Origin of the sequence: Micromonospora noduli (genome assembly GCF_003264475.1) — a bacterium.
Taxonomy (GTDB): Bacteria; Actinomycetota; Actinomycetes; order Mycobacteriales; family Micromonosporaceae; genus Micromonospora; species Micromonospora noduli.
Genome location: NZ_PYAC01000006.1, coordinates 61,881 through 77,792, shown reverse-complemented (window position 1 = coordinate 77,792; position 15,912 = coordinate 61,881). Strand labels below are relative to the sequence as shown.

At 72.0% G+C, this 15,912-nt stretch carries 19 protein-coding genes; 12 read left to right on the top strand and 7 right to left on the bottom strand.

Features of this window, described 5'->3' with window-relative positions; genetic code table 11:
- The first annotated feature begins 67 nt into the window (after positions 1-67).
- From MED15_RS09560 to MED15_RS09545, 4 genes are all read left to right on the top strand, one after another.
- Entirely contained in the window at positions 68-496 is a 429-nt protein-coding gene (locus MED15_RS09560; RefSeq protein ID WP_091402843.1) for a Fur family transcriptional regulator, read from the top strand.
- Positions 493-1,605 carry a CAF17-like 4Fe-4S cluster assembly/insertion protein YgfZ gene (ygfZ, locus tag MED15_RS09555; protein WP_112735387.1) on the top strand — a complete coding sequence of 371 codons (1,113 nt, stop codon included), beginning with the start codon at positions 493-495 and terminating at the stop codon, positions 1,603-1,605. Before MED15_RS09560 ends, ygfZ begins: the two co-directional genes overlap by 4 nt.
- Positions 1,606-1,628: 23 nt before the next feature.
- Positions 1,629-2,456, top strand: a complete 828-nt coding sequence (locus MED15_RS09550; RefSeq protein ID WP_091402837.1) for a beta-keto acid cleavage family enzyme — start codon at positions 1,629-1,631, stop codon at positions 2,454-2,456.
- Positions 2,457-2,550: 94 nt separating this feature from the next.
- A complete protein-coding gene (locus MED15_RS09545) occupies positions 2,551-3,510 on the top strand; it encodes an asparaginase (RefSeq protein ID WP_112584201.1) in 960 nt (319 codons plus the stop codon).
- Positions 3,511-3,531: 21 nt separating this feature from the next.
- Here MED15_RS09545 and MED15_RS09540 read toward each other — a convergent pair whose 3' ends face one another.
- Entirely contained in the window at positions 3,532-4,329 is a 798-nt protein-coding gene (locus MED15_RS09540) for an alpha/beta fold hydrolase (RefSeq protein WP_112584202.1), read from the bottom strand.
- 112 nt (positions 4,330-4,441) lie between these two features.
- Here MED15_RS09540 and MED15_RS09535 point away from each other — a divergent pair, with 112 nt between their 5' ends.
- The 6 genes from MED15_RS09535 to MED15_RS09510 all read left to right on the top strand — a co-directional run bounded on the left by MED15_RS09535 (position 4,442) and on the right by MED15_RS09510 (position 8,638).
- Positions 4,442-5,017, top strand: coding sequence for a helix-turn-helix domain-containing protein (locus MED15_RS09535; protein WP_112735385.1), 576 nt, complete (start codon positions 4,442-4,444; stop codon positions 5,015-5,017).
- Positions 5,014-5,649: a hypothetical protein gene (locus tag MED15_RS09530; RefSeq protein WP_091402826.1), complete on the top strand. Its 636-nt coding sequence runs from the start codon at positions 5,014-5,016 to the stop codon at positions 5,647-5,649. Before MED15_RS09535 ends, MED15_RS09530 begins: the two co-directional genes overlap by 4 nt.
- Before the next feature lie 71 nt (positions 5,650-5,720).
- The gene (locus MED15_RS09525) at positions 5,721-6,035 is read left to right on the top strand and encodes a DUF2516 family protein (RefSeq protein WP_030327754.1); all 315 of its coding nucleotides are present in this window, start codon (positions 5,721-5,723) and stop codon (positions 6,033-6,035) included.
- Positions 6,032-6,919 carry an alpha/beta fold hydrolase gene (locus MED15_RS09520; protein ID WP_112699818.1) on the top strand — a complete coding sequence of 296 codons (888 nt, stop codon included), beginning with the start codon at positions 6,032-6,034 and terminating at the stop codon, positions 6,917-6,919. Before MED15_RS09525 ends, MED15_RS09520 begins: the two co-directional genes overlap by 4 nt.
- A gap of 11 nt (positions 6,920-6,930) precedes the next feature.
- The gene (locus MED15_RS09515; RefSeq protein ID WP_112584206.1) at positions 6,931-7,668 is read left to right on the top strand and encodes an alanyl-tRNA editing protein; all 738 of its coding nucleotides are present in this window, start codon (positions 6,931-6,933) and stop codon (positions 7,666-7,668) included.
- Between the two features lie 55 nt (positions 7,669-7,723).
- The gene (locus MED15_RS09510) at positions 7,724-8,638 is read left to right on the top strand and encodes an SDR family oxidoreductase (protein ID WP_112735383.1); all 915 of its coding nucleotides are present in this window, start codon (positions 7,724-7,726) and stop codon (positions 8,636-8,638) included.
- Here the strand turns inward: MED15_RS09510 and MED15_RS09505 are convergent.
- The 5 genes from MED15_RS09505 to MED15_RS09485 are packed head-to-tail and all read right to left on the bottom strand — an operon-like array spanning position 8,629 to position 13,194.
- Positions 8,629-9,597 carry a helix-turn-helix transcriptional regulator gene (locus tag MED15_RS09505; RefSeq protein WP_112584208.1) on the bottom strand — a complete coding sequence of 323 codons (969 nt, stop codon included), beginning with the start codon at positions 9,595-9,597 and terminating at the stop codon, positions 8,629-8,631. The two genes, MED15_RS09510 and MED15_RS09505, sit on opposite strands and share 10 nt — an antisense overlap.
- A gap of 23 nt (positions 9,598-9,620) precedes the next feature.
- The gene (locus MED15_RS09500) at positions 9,621-10,262 is read right to left on the bottom strand and encodes a response regulator (RefSeq protein WP_091402812.1); all 642 of its coding nucleotides are present in this window, start codon (positions 10,260-10,262) and stop codon (positions 9,621-9,623) included.
- The gene (locus MED15_RS09495; protein WP_167457631.1) at positions 10,259-11,527 is read right to left on the bottom strand and encodes a sensor histidine kinase; all 1,269 of its coding nucleotides are present in this window, start codon (positions 11,525-11,527) and stop codon (positions 10,259-10,261) included. Before MED15_RS09495 ends, MED15_RS09500 begins: the two co-directional genes overlap by 4 nt.
- Before the next feature lie 11 nt (positions 11,528-11,538).
- Positions 11,539-12,273 (bottom strand): ABC transporter permease, encoded by a 735-nt coding sequence (locus MED15_RS09490; RefSeq protein ID WP_112584210.1) that lies wholly within the window; start codon positions 12,271-12,273, stop codon positions 11,539-11,541.
- A 12-nt stretch (positions 12,274-12,285) separates the two neighbouring features.
- A complete protein-coding gene (locus MED15_RS09485) occupies positions 12,286-13,194 on the bottom strand; it encodes an ABC transporter ATP-binding protein (protein ID WP_112584211.1) in 909 nt (302 codons plus the stop codon).
- 200 nt (positions 13,195-13,394) lie between these two features.
- On the opposite strand from MED15_RS09485, the gene MED15_RS09480 reads away from it, so the two are divergent.
- Complete coding sequence (locus MED15_RS09480; RefSeq protein WP_112584212.1) at positions 13,395-14,186, top strand: EI24 domain-containing protein; 792 nt, start codon at positions 13,395-13,397, stop codon at positions 14,184-14,186.
- Between the two features lies 1 nt (position 14,187).
- A complete protein-coding gene (locus MED15_RS09475) occupies positions 14,188-14,742 on the top strand; it encodes an O-acetyl-ADP-ribose deacetylase (protein ID WP_112584213.1) in 555 nt (184 codons plus the stop codon).
- Between the two features lie 84 nt (positions 14,743-14,826).
- On the opposite strand, the gene MED15_RS09470 is transcribed toward MED15_RS09475, so the two are convergent.
- On the bottom strand, positions 14,827-15,723 hold the full coding sequence (locus tag MED15_RS09470) for a GNAT family N-acetyltransferase (RefSeq protein WP_112584214.1): 897 nt from the start codon (positions 15,721-15,723) through the stop codon (positions 14,827-14,829).
- Positions 15,724-15,912 lie beyond the last annotated feature (189 nt).

Below are 15,912 nucleotides of genomic sequence, written 5' to 3'. Positions count from 1 at the left end.
CCGTCGAGCGTAGCGGCGATCGATCGCGGTGCGGGGAACAGCCTGGTGGCCGAACTATGATCGGACGGTGTCCGAATCCTCCCTCGCGGAAATGCTGCGGGCCCGTGGGCTGCGGCTGACGGCCCAGCGGCAGCTCGTCCTCCAGGCGGTGCTCGATCTGGGCCACGCCACCCCGGAGCAGGTGCACACCGCGGTCCGGGAGGTCGCCGCCGGCGTCAACATCACCACCATCTACCGCACGCTCGAGCTGCTGGAACGGCTCGGTCTGGTCACCCACACGCACCTGTCGCACGGCTCACCGACCTATCACGCCGCCGGTGAACACCAACACGTCCACCTGGTCTGCCGGGAGTGTGGCGCGATCGACGAGATCGATCCGGAGCTGCTCCGCCCCCTCGCCGACCAGTTGGCCGCGCAGCGCGGGTTCCGGGTGGACATCGGGCACGTGTCACTCTTCGGCGTCTGCGTACGCTGCGAGAACGGGGACGAAAAATGATCGACATCGCGGGTGCGGTGGCCGTCGAGAGCATCGACGAGGCCAGCCGTGACCAGCCGGATCCGGCGCACGTCGCGGCCGGGGTGCGAGGGGTGGCCGCGCACTACGGCGACCCGCTGCGCGAGCAGCGCACCCTCGACACCGAGGTTGGTCTGGTCGACCGGTCGCATCGAGGGGTCATCGCGGTGCCCGGGGAGGAGCGGGCCAGTTGGCTGCACACCGTCACCTCGCAGCACCTGAACGCGCTGGCCGCCGGTGAGGGCACCGAGTTGCTGGTGCTGTCCCCGCACGGCCACATCGAGCAGCACGCCATGGTCGCCGAGGACGGCGAGACCACCTGGCTGGACACCGAGCCCGGCGCCACCCAGGGCCTGCTGACCTACCTGGAGAAGATGCGGTTCTTCAGCAAGGTCGAACCACGCGACGCAACGGCCGAGCGCGCGCTGTTGTCGCTGGTCGGGCCGGCGGCCATGGAGGCGCTCGGTACGCTCGGCGTGACCGGGCTCGCCGCACCGGACGTGGTCGCGGTGCCGGGTCCGAAGTTCCCGCACGGTGCCGTGCCATCCCGGGCGAGCGCTCGGTACGACGTGCGACCGCTGTCGATCGGCGGCTGGGCCCGACGTGGTCCGCTCGGGGTGGACCTGCTGGTGCCCCGGTCGGGGATGGACCAGGTGGTGGCGGAGCTGCGCGGCGCCGGTGTGCCGGTCGCGGGACTGTGGGCGTACGAGGCGATCCGGGTGGCGGCTCGGCAGCCGCGGGTCGGGGTGGACACCGACCACCGGACCATTCCGGCCGAGGTCGACCTGATCGCCCCGGCGGTGCATCTGGACAAGGGTTGCTACCGGGGGCAGGAGACTGTGGCGCGGGTGCACAACATGGGCCGGCCGCCGCGTCGCCTGGTGCTGCTGCATCTGGACGGGGTGACCACGGATCAGCCGCCGGTGGCCGGTACGCCGGTGACCCTCGACGGCCGGGCGGTCGGCTTCGTCGGCACCGCCGTGCTGCACCACGAGCTGGGCCAGGTCGCTCTCGCGGTGCTGAAGCGGAACGTCCCGGACGATGCCGCGTTGCTGATCGGCGAGACCGCGGCGGCGATCGACCCGTCCTGAGCGGGCCGTCTAGGATCGCCGGCATGACGACAGGGACGTTGATCACGGTGGCCCCGACCGGCGCTGAGTCGGCCAAGGCGGAGGTGCCGGCGCTGCCGGTGACCCTCGACGAGTTGCTGCTCACCGCCAAGGAGTGCGAGGCGCTCGGCGCCGCCGTGATCCACGTCCACATCCGCGACGACGAGGCCCGGCCGACGCTCGACCCGGTGCGGCTGGCCGACACGGTGGCGGCGCTGCGGGAGAGCACTGACCTGATCGTGCAACTCTCCTCCGGCGGCGCGGTGACCGACCCGGAGGCCGCCCGGCTCGCCGTGCTCGACGCCCGTCCGGACATGGCCTCCTGCACCATGGGCACTGTCAACTTCGGCGACGACGTCTTCCTCAACCGCTGGGAGTTCATCGTCGACCTGCACACCCGGATGCAGGAACGCGGAATCGTGCCGGAGTACGAGATCTTCGACCTCGGCCACCTGTCCGCGTTGCAGCGGTTGCTCGGCAAGTACGGGCTGCCGGCCGGCGGGCACGTGCACGTCGACTTCGTGATGGGAGTGCCGGGCGGGATGCCGGGCAACACCGAGACCCTGGTCGCGGCCCACCGGATGCTGCGGGACCTGCCCGAGGGCACCACCTTCTCGGCCACCGGCGTCGGCCGGAGCACCATCGCGGTGCTGCTGGCCTCGCTGTCGACCGGCGGGCACCTGCGGGTCGGCATGGAGGACACGGTGACGTACGCGAAGGGCCGCCCGGTGGAGTCCAACATGCAGTTGGTCGCCCGCGCTGTGGGTTTCGCGCAGCTCGCTCAGCGCCCGCCGCTGACCACCACCGAGGCCCGCGAGCTGCTCGGGCTGTAAGGCCGGGTCTGTCCCGCGCCCCTGTCACCCGGGCGGTGGACCTCCTGGTCACCCCGCCGCCGGGCACCCCCGGACCGTCGGTACCGTCCAGCGCGTGACGAAGACGTACGAGGGCGGCGCGCCGCTCGCCGAGGTGGTCCGGTCCGGGTTCGTGGAGGGTGCGCACCGCGGCTCGGTGGTGGTGCTGGACGCCGCCGGTGTCGCGGTGGCGTCCGCCGGGGACGTGACCTCGCCGATCTTCCCCCGCTCGGCCAGCAAGCCGATGCAGGCGATCGGGATGCTCCGGGCCGGCCTGGCCCTGACCGACCCGGCCGACGTGGCGCTGGTCTCGGCGAGCCACGCTGGCGAGGAATTCCACCTGGCCCGGGTCGGTGCGCTGCTGGAGCGCGCCGGGTTGGACGCGTCGGCGCTGCACTGCCCGCCCGACCTGCCGGTGGGGGCCGCGGCCCGGGAGGCGGTGCTCCGGGCCGGTGGTGGCCCGAGCCGGGTGCAGATGAACTGCTCCGGCAAGCACAGCGGGATGCTGTTGACCTGCGAGGCCGCCGGTTGGTCCCGGGAGGGCTACTGGCGGCCGGAGCACCCGCTTCAGCAGCGGCTGCGGGCCGCCATCGAGGAGTTCACCGGTGAGCAGGCGGCGGCGGTGGGGGTTGACGGTTGCGGCGCCCCGGTCCTCGCGGTCTCACTGGCCGGTCTGGCCGGGGCGTACCTCCGGCTGGTCGACGCCGAGCCCGGCTCGGTGCCGCGCACGGTGGCGGACGCGATGCGGGCGTACCCGGAGATCGTGGGTGGCACCCAGGCCGACGACACCCGGCTGATGCGGGGTGTCCCGGGGCTGCTGGCCAAGGTCGGTGCCGAGGGCGTGATCGCCGTGGCGCTGCCGGGCGTCGGCGCCGTCGCACTGAAGATCGACGACGGCGCCGACCGGGCCCGGATGCCGGTCCTGGTGTCCGCGCTGCGCCGGCTCGGCGTGGACGCTCCGGTGCTGACCGAGTACGCCGAGGTGCCGCTCTTCGGTGGCGGGGTCCCGGTCGGGGCGGTCCGCCCGCTCTGGTGACACCGTCGGCGGCGGTGGCGGTCAGCTCAGGAAGTCGAGCAGCGCGGCGTTGACCGGCTCCGGACGCTCGAGCGGCAGCAGGTGCGCGGCGTCCTGCACGTCGGGCAGTCGTACCGCGCCGGGGACCTCGGCGGCGATCCGGTCGGCGAGCCGACTGATGTCCGGCACGTCCGCGGCGCCGGCGGTGACCAGGACGGGGATCTTCAACTCACCGAGACGACCGATCGCCGGTGGCGACAGCTCTCCCACCTCGACCGCGCCGAGCGCCAGCTCGGCGGCGAGGGCACGCTGGTCCATCTCCTGCGCGAACGCGACCAGCTCCGTGTCGACGTCCTCCGGCTGGCGGCGCGGGCCGACCACCCAGAACCGCACCTCACCGGCCGCGCCGGCGACGAAGTCGTCCGGGTCGACCTCGCCGACCAGGCCGTCCCAGAGGTCGTTCGCCTCGTCGGACCACTCATTGCCGGAGACCGCCGTGTCGAACAGTGCGAGCGCGCTCACCCGGTCGGGGTGGGCCAGCGCGGTGTCGATGGCGACCGCCCCGCCGAAGGAGCAGCCGACCAGGGCAGCCCGGGGCAGGTCGAGCGCGTCCAGCAGCCCGGCCACGTCGTCGTGGTGCGTGAACGGGGTCGGCGGGAGCTCCGAGTCTCCGTAGCCGCGCAGGTCCGGGACGATCACCCGGTGCCGGGCGGCGAGCGCGGACACCTGCCCTCGCCACATCCGCCGGTCGGCGATTCCGGCGTGCAGCAGGACGACGGGCGAACCGGTGCCGGCCTCGTCGTACGCGATGCTTGCTCCATTGACTGTGATCTTGTGCACGGACGGACCGTACGGATCGGCCGAGCGGCGCGCAAACGGGGTCCTGAGACGTTGCTAACTATGGTTAGCGTTTTGCTTGCAACAGCTAGCGCGGGCGGTTAGCGTCGCTGCCATGGCCACACCCAAGGACCTTCCCGACGTCGGCGGGTTCATCCGCGATCTGCGGCGCAACGCCAAGATCTCGCTTCGGCAGCTCGCCGAGCAGGCGGGGGTCAGCAACCCGTACCTCAGCCAGATCGAGCGAGGCCTGCGCAAACCCAGCGCCGAGGTGCTCCAGCAACTGGCGAGTGCGCTGCGGGTCTCCACGCCGGCGATGTACCTGCGCGCCGGTCTGCTCGACGACAAGGAAGGCCACGGGGTGCTCGCCGCAATCGCCGTGGACGCCGACCTGACGATGGCGCAGAAGCAGTCGCTCAGTCAGATCTACGAGACGTTCCGCCGGGAGAACACCCGGCTGGCCGAGGCCCAGGCCGAAGCCGAGGCGGCGCAGGCCGACCAGCCCGCCAGCCAGGCTGCGGACCTGGCCAATGTGGCCGCCACCGGCCCCACCACCGTGGGCGGCACCCCGACCGAGGCCGTGCTCGAGTCGGTAGCCGTCACCGAGGCGGGCACCGCCCCCGCCCCGGGCAGCACCACCATCCCCCAGAAGAAGAAGGCCGCCGAGGCGGCCGAAGAGGAGACGCCATGAGCGAGCCGAAGACCAACCGCATCCCCGCCCCGATCTACGCCGCAGCCGGCGCCGGTGAACTGGCCATCGAGCAGCTGCGCAAGCTGCCGGCCGTGGTCGGCGTCCTCAGCACCCGGGTCGTCGCCGACCTGGGTGGCCGGGCAGTGCTGACCGGCTTCGAGCTGAAGCAGAAGGCCACCGAGACGCTGCGCACCGCCAACGAGACCGCCGACCTGGCGAAGCTGCGCGAGGTGGCCGACATCGACAAGCTGCGCGCCGCCGCAACCCGCAACGCCGCCCTGGTGGTCGCGGGCGCCCAGGTCGCCCAGGAGCGCGCGTTCGCCGCGTACGGCGCGCTCGTCGCCCGGGGCGAGCGGGTCGTCGGTGCCGGCGTGCTGGAGGCCGCCGAGACGGTCAACGCCGACATCGAGGCCACCGAGGCCGTGACGCCGGCCACCACCGCGGCTGCCACCACCCCCACCGTTGCGGCCCCCGCCGACGCGCCGACCCCGGCCGACGTGGCCGAGATCGCCGAGGCCAAGCCGGCTGCGGTCAAGAAGGTCGCCCGCGCGCCGAAGGCTGCCAAGCCGGCCGAGACCCCGTCGGCGAAGCTCCCCCGGGCCACCAAGCGGACCCGCCCGGCCGCCGAGTAGCTCGTCGGGTCGACGACCCCGGCGGCGTCCTTGTCGGACGTAGCCGGGGTCGTGGACATAAACTGGCCGACATGGCCAACGCCGCGCCGATCTTCGCGTTCGAAGTCCGCTACGTGATCGAGCTGATCCTGCTCGTCTTCGCGCTGATCATCCAGGGTGTCGCGCTGGTGCACGCCGTCACGCAGCGCTCCGACGCCTTCCCCGCCATCGGGACGCTGCCCAAGGGCGGCTGGATCGCCATCCTGGCGGTCTGCCTGGTGCTCACCCTGCTCGGTTTCGGTCCGATCAGCCTCTTCGGACTGATCGGCATCGCCGCCGCGCTCATCTACCTGCTCGACGTACGGGTCGGTCTGCGCGACCTGAGTGACGGCAAAGGGTTCTGGTGAGAGGTTTTCGCTGGCCGCCCCCACCCGACAGCGGGCCCCGCACCTGGGGGCCCGGTCCGGGTGGGCCGCGTACCGGCAGGCCGGCACTGCCGGAGCCGGAGACCGAGCTGGTCACCACCCCGCACGGCGTACGGCTGGAGCGGCTGGTCACCGGCACCGGTGATCCGGTCACCGTGTTCGCGCACGGGCTGGGCAACGGGATCGCCACCACCCGCCCGTTCGGCAGTGGGGTGAACGGCCGCAAGGTGTTCTTCCAGTTCCGCGGGCACGGCCGATCCGTTGCCCCGGACGGGCCGTGGGACTACCTGGACCTGGCCCGGGATCTACGGGCGATCGCCGACCTCGGCGGCGCCAGCCGGGCTTTCGGCGCCAGCCTCGGCGCGGGTGCCCTCTGCCGACTCCTCGTGGAGAGCCCGGAGCGTTTCGACAAGCTGGTCTTCTTCCTGCCGGCGGTCCTCGACGAGCCACGCGGGCCGCTCGCCCGCGAGCGCGTCACCGACCTGCTGGAGGCGGTGGAGAGCGGGGACGCCTCGGCGGTCGCCGACATCGTCACGCTGGAGTTGCCCCCGGCGGTGCGCAACACCCCGGCCGGCTGGGCCTACCTGCGACAACGGCTCGACCAACTGCTCCGCGACGGTCTGGCCGACGGTCTGGCCACGCTCACCGACCAGATCCCGCTGCGCCAGATCGGTGACCTGACGGCGGTCACCGCGCCGGCGTTGGTGATCGGTTGCGCGGGCGACGACCTGCACCCGGTCGAGGTCGCCGAGCGGCTCGCCGTCGCGCTGCCCCAGGCCACGCTGCACGTGTACGACCGGCCCGGCGTGCTCTGGTCGGAACGCGCCGATCTGCGCGACCGCATCTCCGGCTTCCTGAACGAGTAACCTGCCCTGTCATGGGCGTCACACAGCACGGCCGGACGCACCGGCTGGACCTTGCCGACCCGACAGTGCGCGAATGGACGTGCACGGTCCTGCACTCCGATGCCGAGCAGGGCATCGTGCTGGACCGTTCGGCGTTCTATCCGGGCGGCGGTGGTCAACCACCCGACCACGGCGTCCTGCTCTGGCAGGGCGTGCAGACCCGGATCGTCGGCACCCGCAAGGGCGACGACCCCTACCTGATCCCCGCCGAGGGTGACCCGCTGCCGCCGGTCGGCACCGAGGTCGTGGGCGCTGTGGAGGACGAGCGCCGCACCCGGTTGATGCGTACCCACTCCGGGCTGCACGTGCTCTGCGGTGTGGTGTTCCGCGACTTCGGCGCGCTGGTCACCGGCGGCAACATGGAGCCGGGCGAGGCCCGGATGGACTTCAACCTCCCCGAGGTGCCCCCGGACTTCAAGAGCCGCATCGAGGAGCTGGTCAACGCCGAGGTGGCCGCCGACCGCTCGGTCGCCACCCGGGTGCTGCCGCGCACCGAGGCGCTGGCCCTGCCGGACATCATCCGTACCCAGTCCAACCTCATCCCGGCGGATGAGCAGGAGGTCCGGATCGTCGACATCGTCGGGCTGGACGTGCAGGCCGACGGCGGCACCCACGTCGCCTCCACCGCCCAGATCGGCAAGGTCCAGGTGGTCAAGGTGGAGAGCAAGGGCCGGGCCAACCGCCGGGTCCGGGTCCGACTGGCCGATTAGATCGAGTACTGAATTCGGACGTCGGTTGTCAGGTATTCCTGACAACGTCGCAGGCATGACACAACCGCTCACAGGAAAGATCGCGCTCGTCGCCGGCGCCACCCGTGGTGCCGGGCGCCAGATCGCCGTTCAGCTCGGCGCGGCCGGTGCCACGGTCTACGCCACCGGTCGCAGCACCCGGGCCGGCCGCTCCGAGATGGACCGACCGGAGACCATCGAGGAGACGGCCGAGCTGGTCAGCGCGGCCGGCGGCACCGGCATCGCCGTCCAGGTCGACCACCTGGTGCCCGAGCAGGTCCGCGACCTGGTGGCCCGGATCGACGCCGAGCAGGGCCAACTCGACGTGCTGGTGAACGACATCTGGGGCGGCGACCCACTGGTCACCTGGGAGAAGCCGGTCTGGGAGCAGCCGCTCGACGCCGGCTTCCGTACCCTGCGACTGGCCGTCGACACGCACATCATCACCAGCCACTTCGCCCTGCCGCTGCTGATCCGCAAGCCCGGCGGCCTGGTGGTGGAGATGGGCGACGGCACCAAGGCGTACAACGACAAGAACTACCGGCTGTCGGTCTTCTACGACCTGGCCAAGGTCTCGGTCAACCGGCTCGCCTTCAGCCAGGCGCACGAGCTGAAGCCGCACGGCTGCACGGCCGTGGCGCTCACCCCCGGCTGGATCCGTTCCGAGGCGATGCTGGAGCACTTCGGCGTGACCGAGGAGAACTGGCGCGACGGTGCCGCCACCGACCCGAACTTCCTCATCTCGGAGACCCCGGCCTTCGTCGGCCGGGCGGTGGCCGCGCTCGCCGCCGACGAGGAGAAGGCCCGCTGGCACGGCGAATCCGTCGACGCCGGCACGCTGTCCAAGGTGTACGACTTCACCGACCTCGACGGCAGCCAACCCGAGGGTTTCCGCTACATCACCGAGGTGGTCGACGCGGGCAAGCCGGCGGACGTGACCGGCTACCGGTAGAGCGCGGCGAGCCGGTCGGCGCTCTCCGCGAACAACCGCCGCAGCTCGGGCGGGTCGATGACCTCGACCTCGGGGCCGAGCCCCAACAGTTGGTGGTACGCCACCTGGACCGACTCGACGGGCAGCCGCGTCACCACCCAGCCCTGCCCGTCGGGCGGGCTGGCGGCGGCGACCAGTTGGTCGTACACGAAGGGGGCATCGACCAGGTGCCGGAGCTGGCGCAGGCCGGCGGGGCTCAGCCGGACGGCGACCTCGGCCCGCAGCATGGTCCGCAGGAACGACCCGGCCTGCTCGCGCCAGTGTCCGGCCAGGTCGAAGCCCTCGTCGCGGTCGAAGTGCTCGTCGCCCACCTCGACCCCGGTGACCCGGTCCACCCGGTAGGTGCGCACGTCGTCGCCGACACGGCCGACCAGATACCAGACCCCGCTCTTGAGCACCAGGCCGTACGGCTGGACCTGGCGGGTCGCCTCCCGGTCGCCGCGTCGGTAGCGCAGCTCCACCACCCGGTCGCCCCAGACCGCCCGGGCCAGCTCCGGCAGCCAGACCGGTGGCGCGGTCTCCCGGAACCAGCCCGGTACGTCCAGGTGGAACCGCTGTCCGGCACGGGCCGGCGCGTCGCGCAGGGCGGGTGGCAGCGCGGCGAGCACCTTCAGCTCGGCCGACGCGACCGCGTCGGCGAGCCCCATCTCCCCGGCCGGCCCGGGCAGCCCGGCGAGGAAGAGCGCCTCCGCCTCGTCCCGGGTCAGCCCGGTCAGTCGGGTGCGGTACCCGCCGAGCAGGCGGTAACCGCCGGCCCGCCCCCGGTCGGCGTAGACCGGCACGCCCGCCGCGGAGAGCGCCAGAACGTCCCGGTAGACGGTCCGCTCGGAGACCTCCAGCTCCTGAGCCAGCTCGCTAGCGGTCATCGACCCGCGCGACTGCAACAGCAACAGCAACGAGATCAGTCGGGACGCGCGCACCCGCCCATCCTGCCCGGTGCCGCTCACCGCCCGCCGGGCGTCAGCAACCCCCGGTCGTACGCGGTGGCCACCGCGGCAGCCCGGTCGTTGACCCCCAGCTTGGCGTACAGGTGCAGCAGGTGCGTCTTGACGGTGGCCTCGCTGATGAACAGGCGGGTCGCCGCCTCCCGGTTGGAGGCACCCCGGGCCACCAGGGTGAGCACCTCCAGCTCCCGTTGACTCAGCGGCTCCTCGGCGGGAGCGCGCAGCCGGCCCATCAGCCGGCCGGCGACGCTCGGCGCGAGCACCGACTCACCCCGGGCCGCGGCCCGGACCGCCCGCACCAGATCCTCCCGAGGTGTGTCTTTGAGCAGGTAACCGGTCGCGCCGGCCTCGATCGCCGGCAGCACGTCCGCGTCCGTGTCGTAGGTGGTGAGCACCAGCACCCGGGCGGCGCTGCCGGCGCGAGCCAGCCTGCCGATGGCGGTCACCCCGTCCATGCCGGGCATCCGCAGATCCATCAGCACCACGTCCGGCCGCAGCGTCGCGACCAGGACCAATGCCTCCGAGCCGTCCGCCGCCTCGCCCACCACCTCGAAATCGGGGTCGCCGGTGAACATCCCCCGCAGGCCGTCCCGCACCACCGGATGGTCGTCGACGATCAGCAGTCGAACCGGGGCGGTCAACCGGCACCTCCGGGTAGCGCGGGGACGGACGCCGAGATGGCGGTGCCGCTGCCCGGCTCAGATTCGACGGCCAACTCGCCACCGACCCGTGTCACCCGTTGCCGCATGGCGGTCAGCCCGTACCCGCCGCCCGGCTCACGGGGCAGCGGCTGGTCGGTGAGGTCGAAACCCGCCCCGTCGTCACGGACGTCGAGCGTGACCACGTCCGCCATGTACGACAGGGTCAGCCCGACCCGTGACGCGGCGGCGTGCCGGGCCACGTTGGACAGCGCCTCCTGGGCGGCCCGTAGCAGGGTCACCTCGACCTCCGGGTGCAGTGGGCGGGGCGTGCCGGTGGTGGCCACGTCGGCCCGTACCCCGTTCAGGGCCGACCAGCGTCCGCCCAGCTCGACGAGGGCGTCCGGTAGCCGGGCCGTCTCCAACGGTTCCGGACGGACCGCCTGTACCGAACGGCGGGCCTCGGTGAGGCTCTCCCGGGCCAGGGCGAGCGCGTTGTCGACGTGCCGGCGCCAGTCGGCGGACCGGTCGCGGGTCTGCTCGGCGGCCTCCAACTGGGTGATGATGCCGGTCAACCCCTGCGCCAGGGTGTCGTGGATCTCGCGTGCCATCCGTTGCCGTTCGTCCAGCACGCCGGCCTCCCGGGCCTGGGTGAGTAGTTGGGCGTGCAGCCCGGCGTTCTCACTGACCGTCTCGGTGAGTTGGCGGTTGGCGTCGCCGAGTTCCGCCACCAATCGCTTGCGTTTGGCGTCCTCCTGTTCGGCGATCATCGCGAACCAGGTCACCGAGCCGGCGACCACCAGATTGAACAGCACCAGCACCAGCCAGAGCGGCCAGTGCGACACCGCCACCGACAGACCACCGCCCTGAGAGGTGGCGACGAGGGTGGCCGTGGTGACCACGCCGACGACCCGCCAGCGCCCGGGCAGCACCGGAAAGGCGTGGATGTAGCCGATCCAGGCGAAGAAGCCGTACCACGGGCTGGCGGCCACCAGCGCGGCGGCGAACGTGAGCAGCCCGGCGTAGTAGACAGCCATCAGCGTGCGCCGGCTCTGCCAGCCGGGGTGCACTGTGACGAACCAGGCGACCCAGCATCCGGCCGCCACGGCGACGGCGAGGGTGGGCAGCGCCCCGAGGTGCTGGGGTGCCGGTGCGACGAGGGCCAGCAGGGTGCCCAGGGTCAGACCGCCGAAGGGGAGCACCCGATAGAGGGCCGCCTCGCGCTCTCGCCAACTGGTCAGACGGTCGTGCCCACCGTTGCAGGTCATCCCATCTCCGCTCACTCCCAGCGGAACAGTTTCGCCGCGCCGGCGCCGGCCGACACGGCGATCACCGCCATTATCGCCAGGTGCAGCGGTTGCGGCGACGTGCCGGTCCAGGCGTCGAGGAGCGCCTGCACCCCGGGCGGCGTGTAGTCGCCGATTCGCGCCACGACGTCCGGGAGCAGGAATCGGGGCAGGTAGACCCCGCCAAAGAACATGGTGACCAGGAACAGCGGCACGGCCAGGGCCTGTGCCGCCTTCGTCGTCCGGGCCACGGCGGCGACCAGCAGGCCGAGCGACAGCAGGGCGGCCGTGCCGAGGATGAACGCCAGCGTGAAGCCGAGCGGGTGCCGGGGGAACGGCACCCCGAACGCGAGCCGGGCGACCACGATGAGCAGCAGCGCGCTGGCCAGGATTCCGGCCAGGGCCAGCACCAGTTGGGCGGCGAGCAGAGCCGCCGGGTGCGCCGGGGTGGTCGCCAGCCGACGCAGCACGCCGCGTTCCCGGTAGGTGGCCAGCACCGAAGGCAGGGTGTTCACCCCGACCATGGCGAGGGTGACCACCAGCAGCGACGGGGCGAAATAGCTGACGAAGGTCTGCCCGTCGAAGGTCGGATCCGGCTTGCGGAGCGAGGGGATCAGCCCCAGCACCACCAGGATCAGTGTGGGCAGCCCGATCGTGGTGAGAAGCGTCGGCAGGTCTCGCAGGTAGAGGCGCGCCTCGGTTCTCAGGATGTTGCGAAAGGCGTGCATGCTGGCTCCCTCTCAGTTGGCGGGTCGGTGCCCGGTCAGCTCGACGAAGGCGTCGTCGAGGGTGGACTGCTCCAGCCGCAGGTCCGCGGCGACGATCTGGTGGCGGGCGAGCACCGAGGTGACCGCGTGCAGCAACTCACCGGTGCCGGTCACCACCACCTGGCTGCCGGTTCGCTGCACGGCGGACACCTCGGGCAGGTCGGTGAGGAGCCGGTCGTCGACCGGAGCCGAGGGCCGGAACCGGATCCGTTGCTCCGGAGCCACCGTCGACACCAGGCCCGCCGGGCTGTCCAGGGCGACCACCCGACCCCGGTCGATCACCGCGACCCGGTCGCAGAGCCGCTCGGCCTCCTCCATGAAGTGGGTGACCAGCACGATCGTCACCCCGCTGTCGCGGACCTGTTCGATGAGGCCCCAGGTGTCCCGGCGGGCCTGCGGGTCCAGCCCGGTCGTCAGCTCGTCGAGGATGGCGATCTCCGGGTTACCCACCAGGGCCAGCGCGATGGAGAGCCGCTGCTTCTGACCGCCGGAGAGCTTCTTGTACGCGGTGTTCCGCTTGTCGCCGAGGCCCAGCTTGTCGATCAGCTCGGCCGGGTCGGCCGGGTTGCGGTAGAACGAGGCGTACAGCTCCAGTGCCTCGGCCACCCGCAACCGGTCCGGCAGTTGACTCTCCTGGAGTTGCACCCCGACCCGCTGGCGTAGCTGGGCCGCGTCCCGGCGGGGGTCGAGCCCGAGGACCGACACCCCGCCCCCGTCTGGGACACGCAGCCCGGCGACACACTCGACGGTGGTGGTCTTGCCAGCGCCGTTCGGACCGAGGACGCCGAAGATCTCCCCGGCCTCCACGGCGAGCGACACGTCGTCCACCGCCACCAGGTCGCCGTACCGCTTCTTCAGGTGGGTCACCTCGATGACCGGCATCGTGCCGCCTTCCGCCGCCGCTGACTTCGTACCCTTCAAGGGTTGTCGGGGTGGCTCGCCGGCGAATCGACCGGTCGGCGACGAACCTCGGCGTCCCCGGTGGATCACTGCCGTCCGTCAACCGGTTGATGTGTACGCGGCGAGTCGCTGCTAGCGCTCCGCCCGGCGGATCCGATCACGGCTGGTTAGGCTGCTCGATCGTGGATGCCAGCAGAATCGCCAGCCCGGTGACCGGGGTCGTCGGACGCTTCCTCGCCGGGGCGGGGCTGCTCCTGCGTGGGCTGGGCCTCTACGTCCGCAGCCCGGGGCTGATGCTGCTCGGCATCGTGCCGGCGCTGATCTCCGGCGTGCTCTTCCTGGCCGCGCTCGCCACGCTCGTGTACTTCGTGGACGATCTCGCCGCGCTCGTCACCCCGTTCGCCGACGACTGGTCGAGCACCGGCCGCAGCCTGGTCCGGGTGACCGCTGGGCTGGCCTTCCTGGGGCTCGGCGGCCTGCTCGGCGTGCTCACCTTCACCGCTGTCACCCTGGTCATCGGCGACCCGTTCTACGAGAAGATCTCCGAGCAGGTCGAGCAGCGGTACGGCGGCACGCCGGGCGCGGTGGACGTGCCCTTCTGGTCGTCGCTGCGCCGCAGCCTCGCTGACTCGGTACGTCTGGTGGCGCTCACGGCGCTGGTCGGCATCCCGCTCTTCGTCGCCGGCTTCATCCCGGTGGTCGGCCAGACGGTCGTCCCGGTCATCGGGGCGGCCGTGGGCGGGTGGTTCCTCGCAGTGGAGTTGGTCGGTGCACCCTTCTACCGACGGGGGATGCGGCTGCCGCAGCGCCGGACGATCCTGAAAGCCGACCGACCCACAGCGCTCGGCTTCGGAGTGGCCGTCTTCCTCTGCTTCCTGATTCCGCTCGGCGCCGTGCTGATCATGCCGGCCGCGGTCGCCGGTGCCACGCTGCTGGCCCGCCGCTCGATGGGTCAGCCGATCGAGGAGAGCTGACATGGAGATCACCCTGGTCGAGGGGGACATCACCACACAGCGGGTGGACGCCGTTGTGAACGCCGCGAACTCGTCCCTGCTCGGCGGGGGTGGGGTCGACGGTGCCATCCACCGGCGCGGCGGGCCGGCGATCCTGGCCGAGTGCCGGGCGCTGCGTGCGTCCCGCTACGGCAGGGGTCTGCCCACCGGTCAGGCGGTGGCGACCACGGCCGGGGAGCTACCGGCCCGCTGGGTGATCCACACCGTCGGGCCGGTCTGGTCGGCCAGCGAGGACCGGTCGGCGCTGCTGCGCGACTGCTACGCCAACAGCCTCCGGGTGGCCGACGAGTTGGGTGCTGGCACCGTGGCCTTTCCGCTGATCTCCGCCGGTATCTACGGGTGGCCGGTCGACGACGCGGTCGGTCAGGCGCTGGCGGTGCTGCGCGCGGCCACCCCGGCCACCGCCACCGAGGCCCGGCTGGTGCTCTTCGGCGCCGACACCCACGCCGTCGCCCGCCAGGTCTTCGACCTCGATGCCCGCTCTGGTGGGAGTGTCGCTGGTGAGCCGTATACCTGAGAGTCATATTTATGCCTCAGAGGTATATCGCTCACCGAAGCGACACCGCCCCGCCGGACGCGGAGGCCCACGGGTGGTTGGCGGTCAGGTCAGGTCGGCCAGGCAGCTCCACTCGGCTGCCACCGGGCGGTAGCCCAACCGGGTGTTGATCGCGAGCATCGGCCCGTTCGCCTCGTCGTTCGAGGTGTACGCGACGCGCACACCGTTCGCGGCGGCCCGGTGCAGCGCGGCCGTCTTGGTGAGCCGGGCGAGGCCCCGCCCCCGGTACGCCGGGAGACTGCCGGTGAAGTCCGACCACATCCGGTCCCCGTCCCGCTTCACCAGGCTGAAGGCGGCGACCTCACCATCGACTACGGCGGCGATGCTTGCCGCCTTGTCCAGACCGAGGTTGTCCCAGACGTCGTAGTGCCAGCTCTCGTAGCTGATCGAGTCGACCGGCACGTCGCCCGGCTCGTCGACGGATGCGGCCACGTCGGCCGCGTACAGCAGATGCGGGTCGAGGTCGGAGATCGGGAGCAGCCGTACGCCCGGCGGCGGGTCGGGCAGCGCGGGTGCCGGATTCAATTCGAGCGCGGAGAAGCGCAGTTCACGACTGGGCTCGTAGCCGTGCCGACGGGCGAACGGCAGCGCGTCCGGCTGGGCGAAGGCGCGGAGCCGGCGGACCCCCAGCGGGGCGAGGTGACCGGTCGCGGTCGTCAGCAGCGCGGTGCCGATGCCGCGCCGCCGGTGCTCGGGGTGGACGTGCAGGAGAGTGATGTCACCGAAGTTCGCCGTCGAGGTCGAGGCGTTGCGTTGGGCCGTCACCCAACCGACGACCTGGGCATCGACCTCGGCTACGAAGGCGACCCAGTCCCTGCCCGGTACCGGTTCGGCGATCATTTTCCGGGTCGACTCGACCCCGCGCACCTGGTACGGGTAGACGATCGCCCGCAGGGCCACCACGCCCGCAGCGTCGTCCGGCTGCGCCACCCGAATACGCATGTCAGGCCCCCATCCGTACTGCCGTGACGGGTCGACACCTCGTGCTCGCGTCCTTCGGAGCTGATGTCGTAAATGAATCAGCCGGAGCGCCCCAACTGTCGGCGTCGCCCCGACCGCCGATGTCACCTGGGCCGCTGATGTCATCGCGGCCGCCGATGTCACCTGGGGCCTCGACCTCGAGCAGTTGGT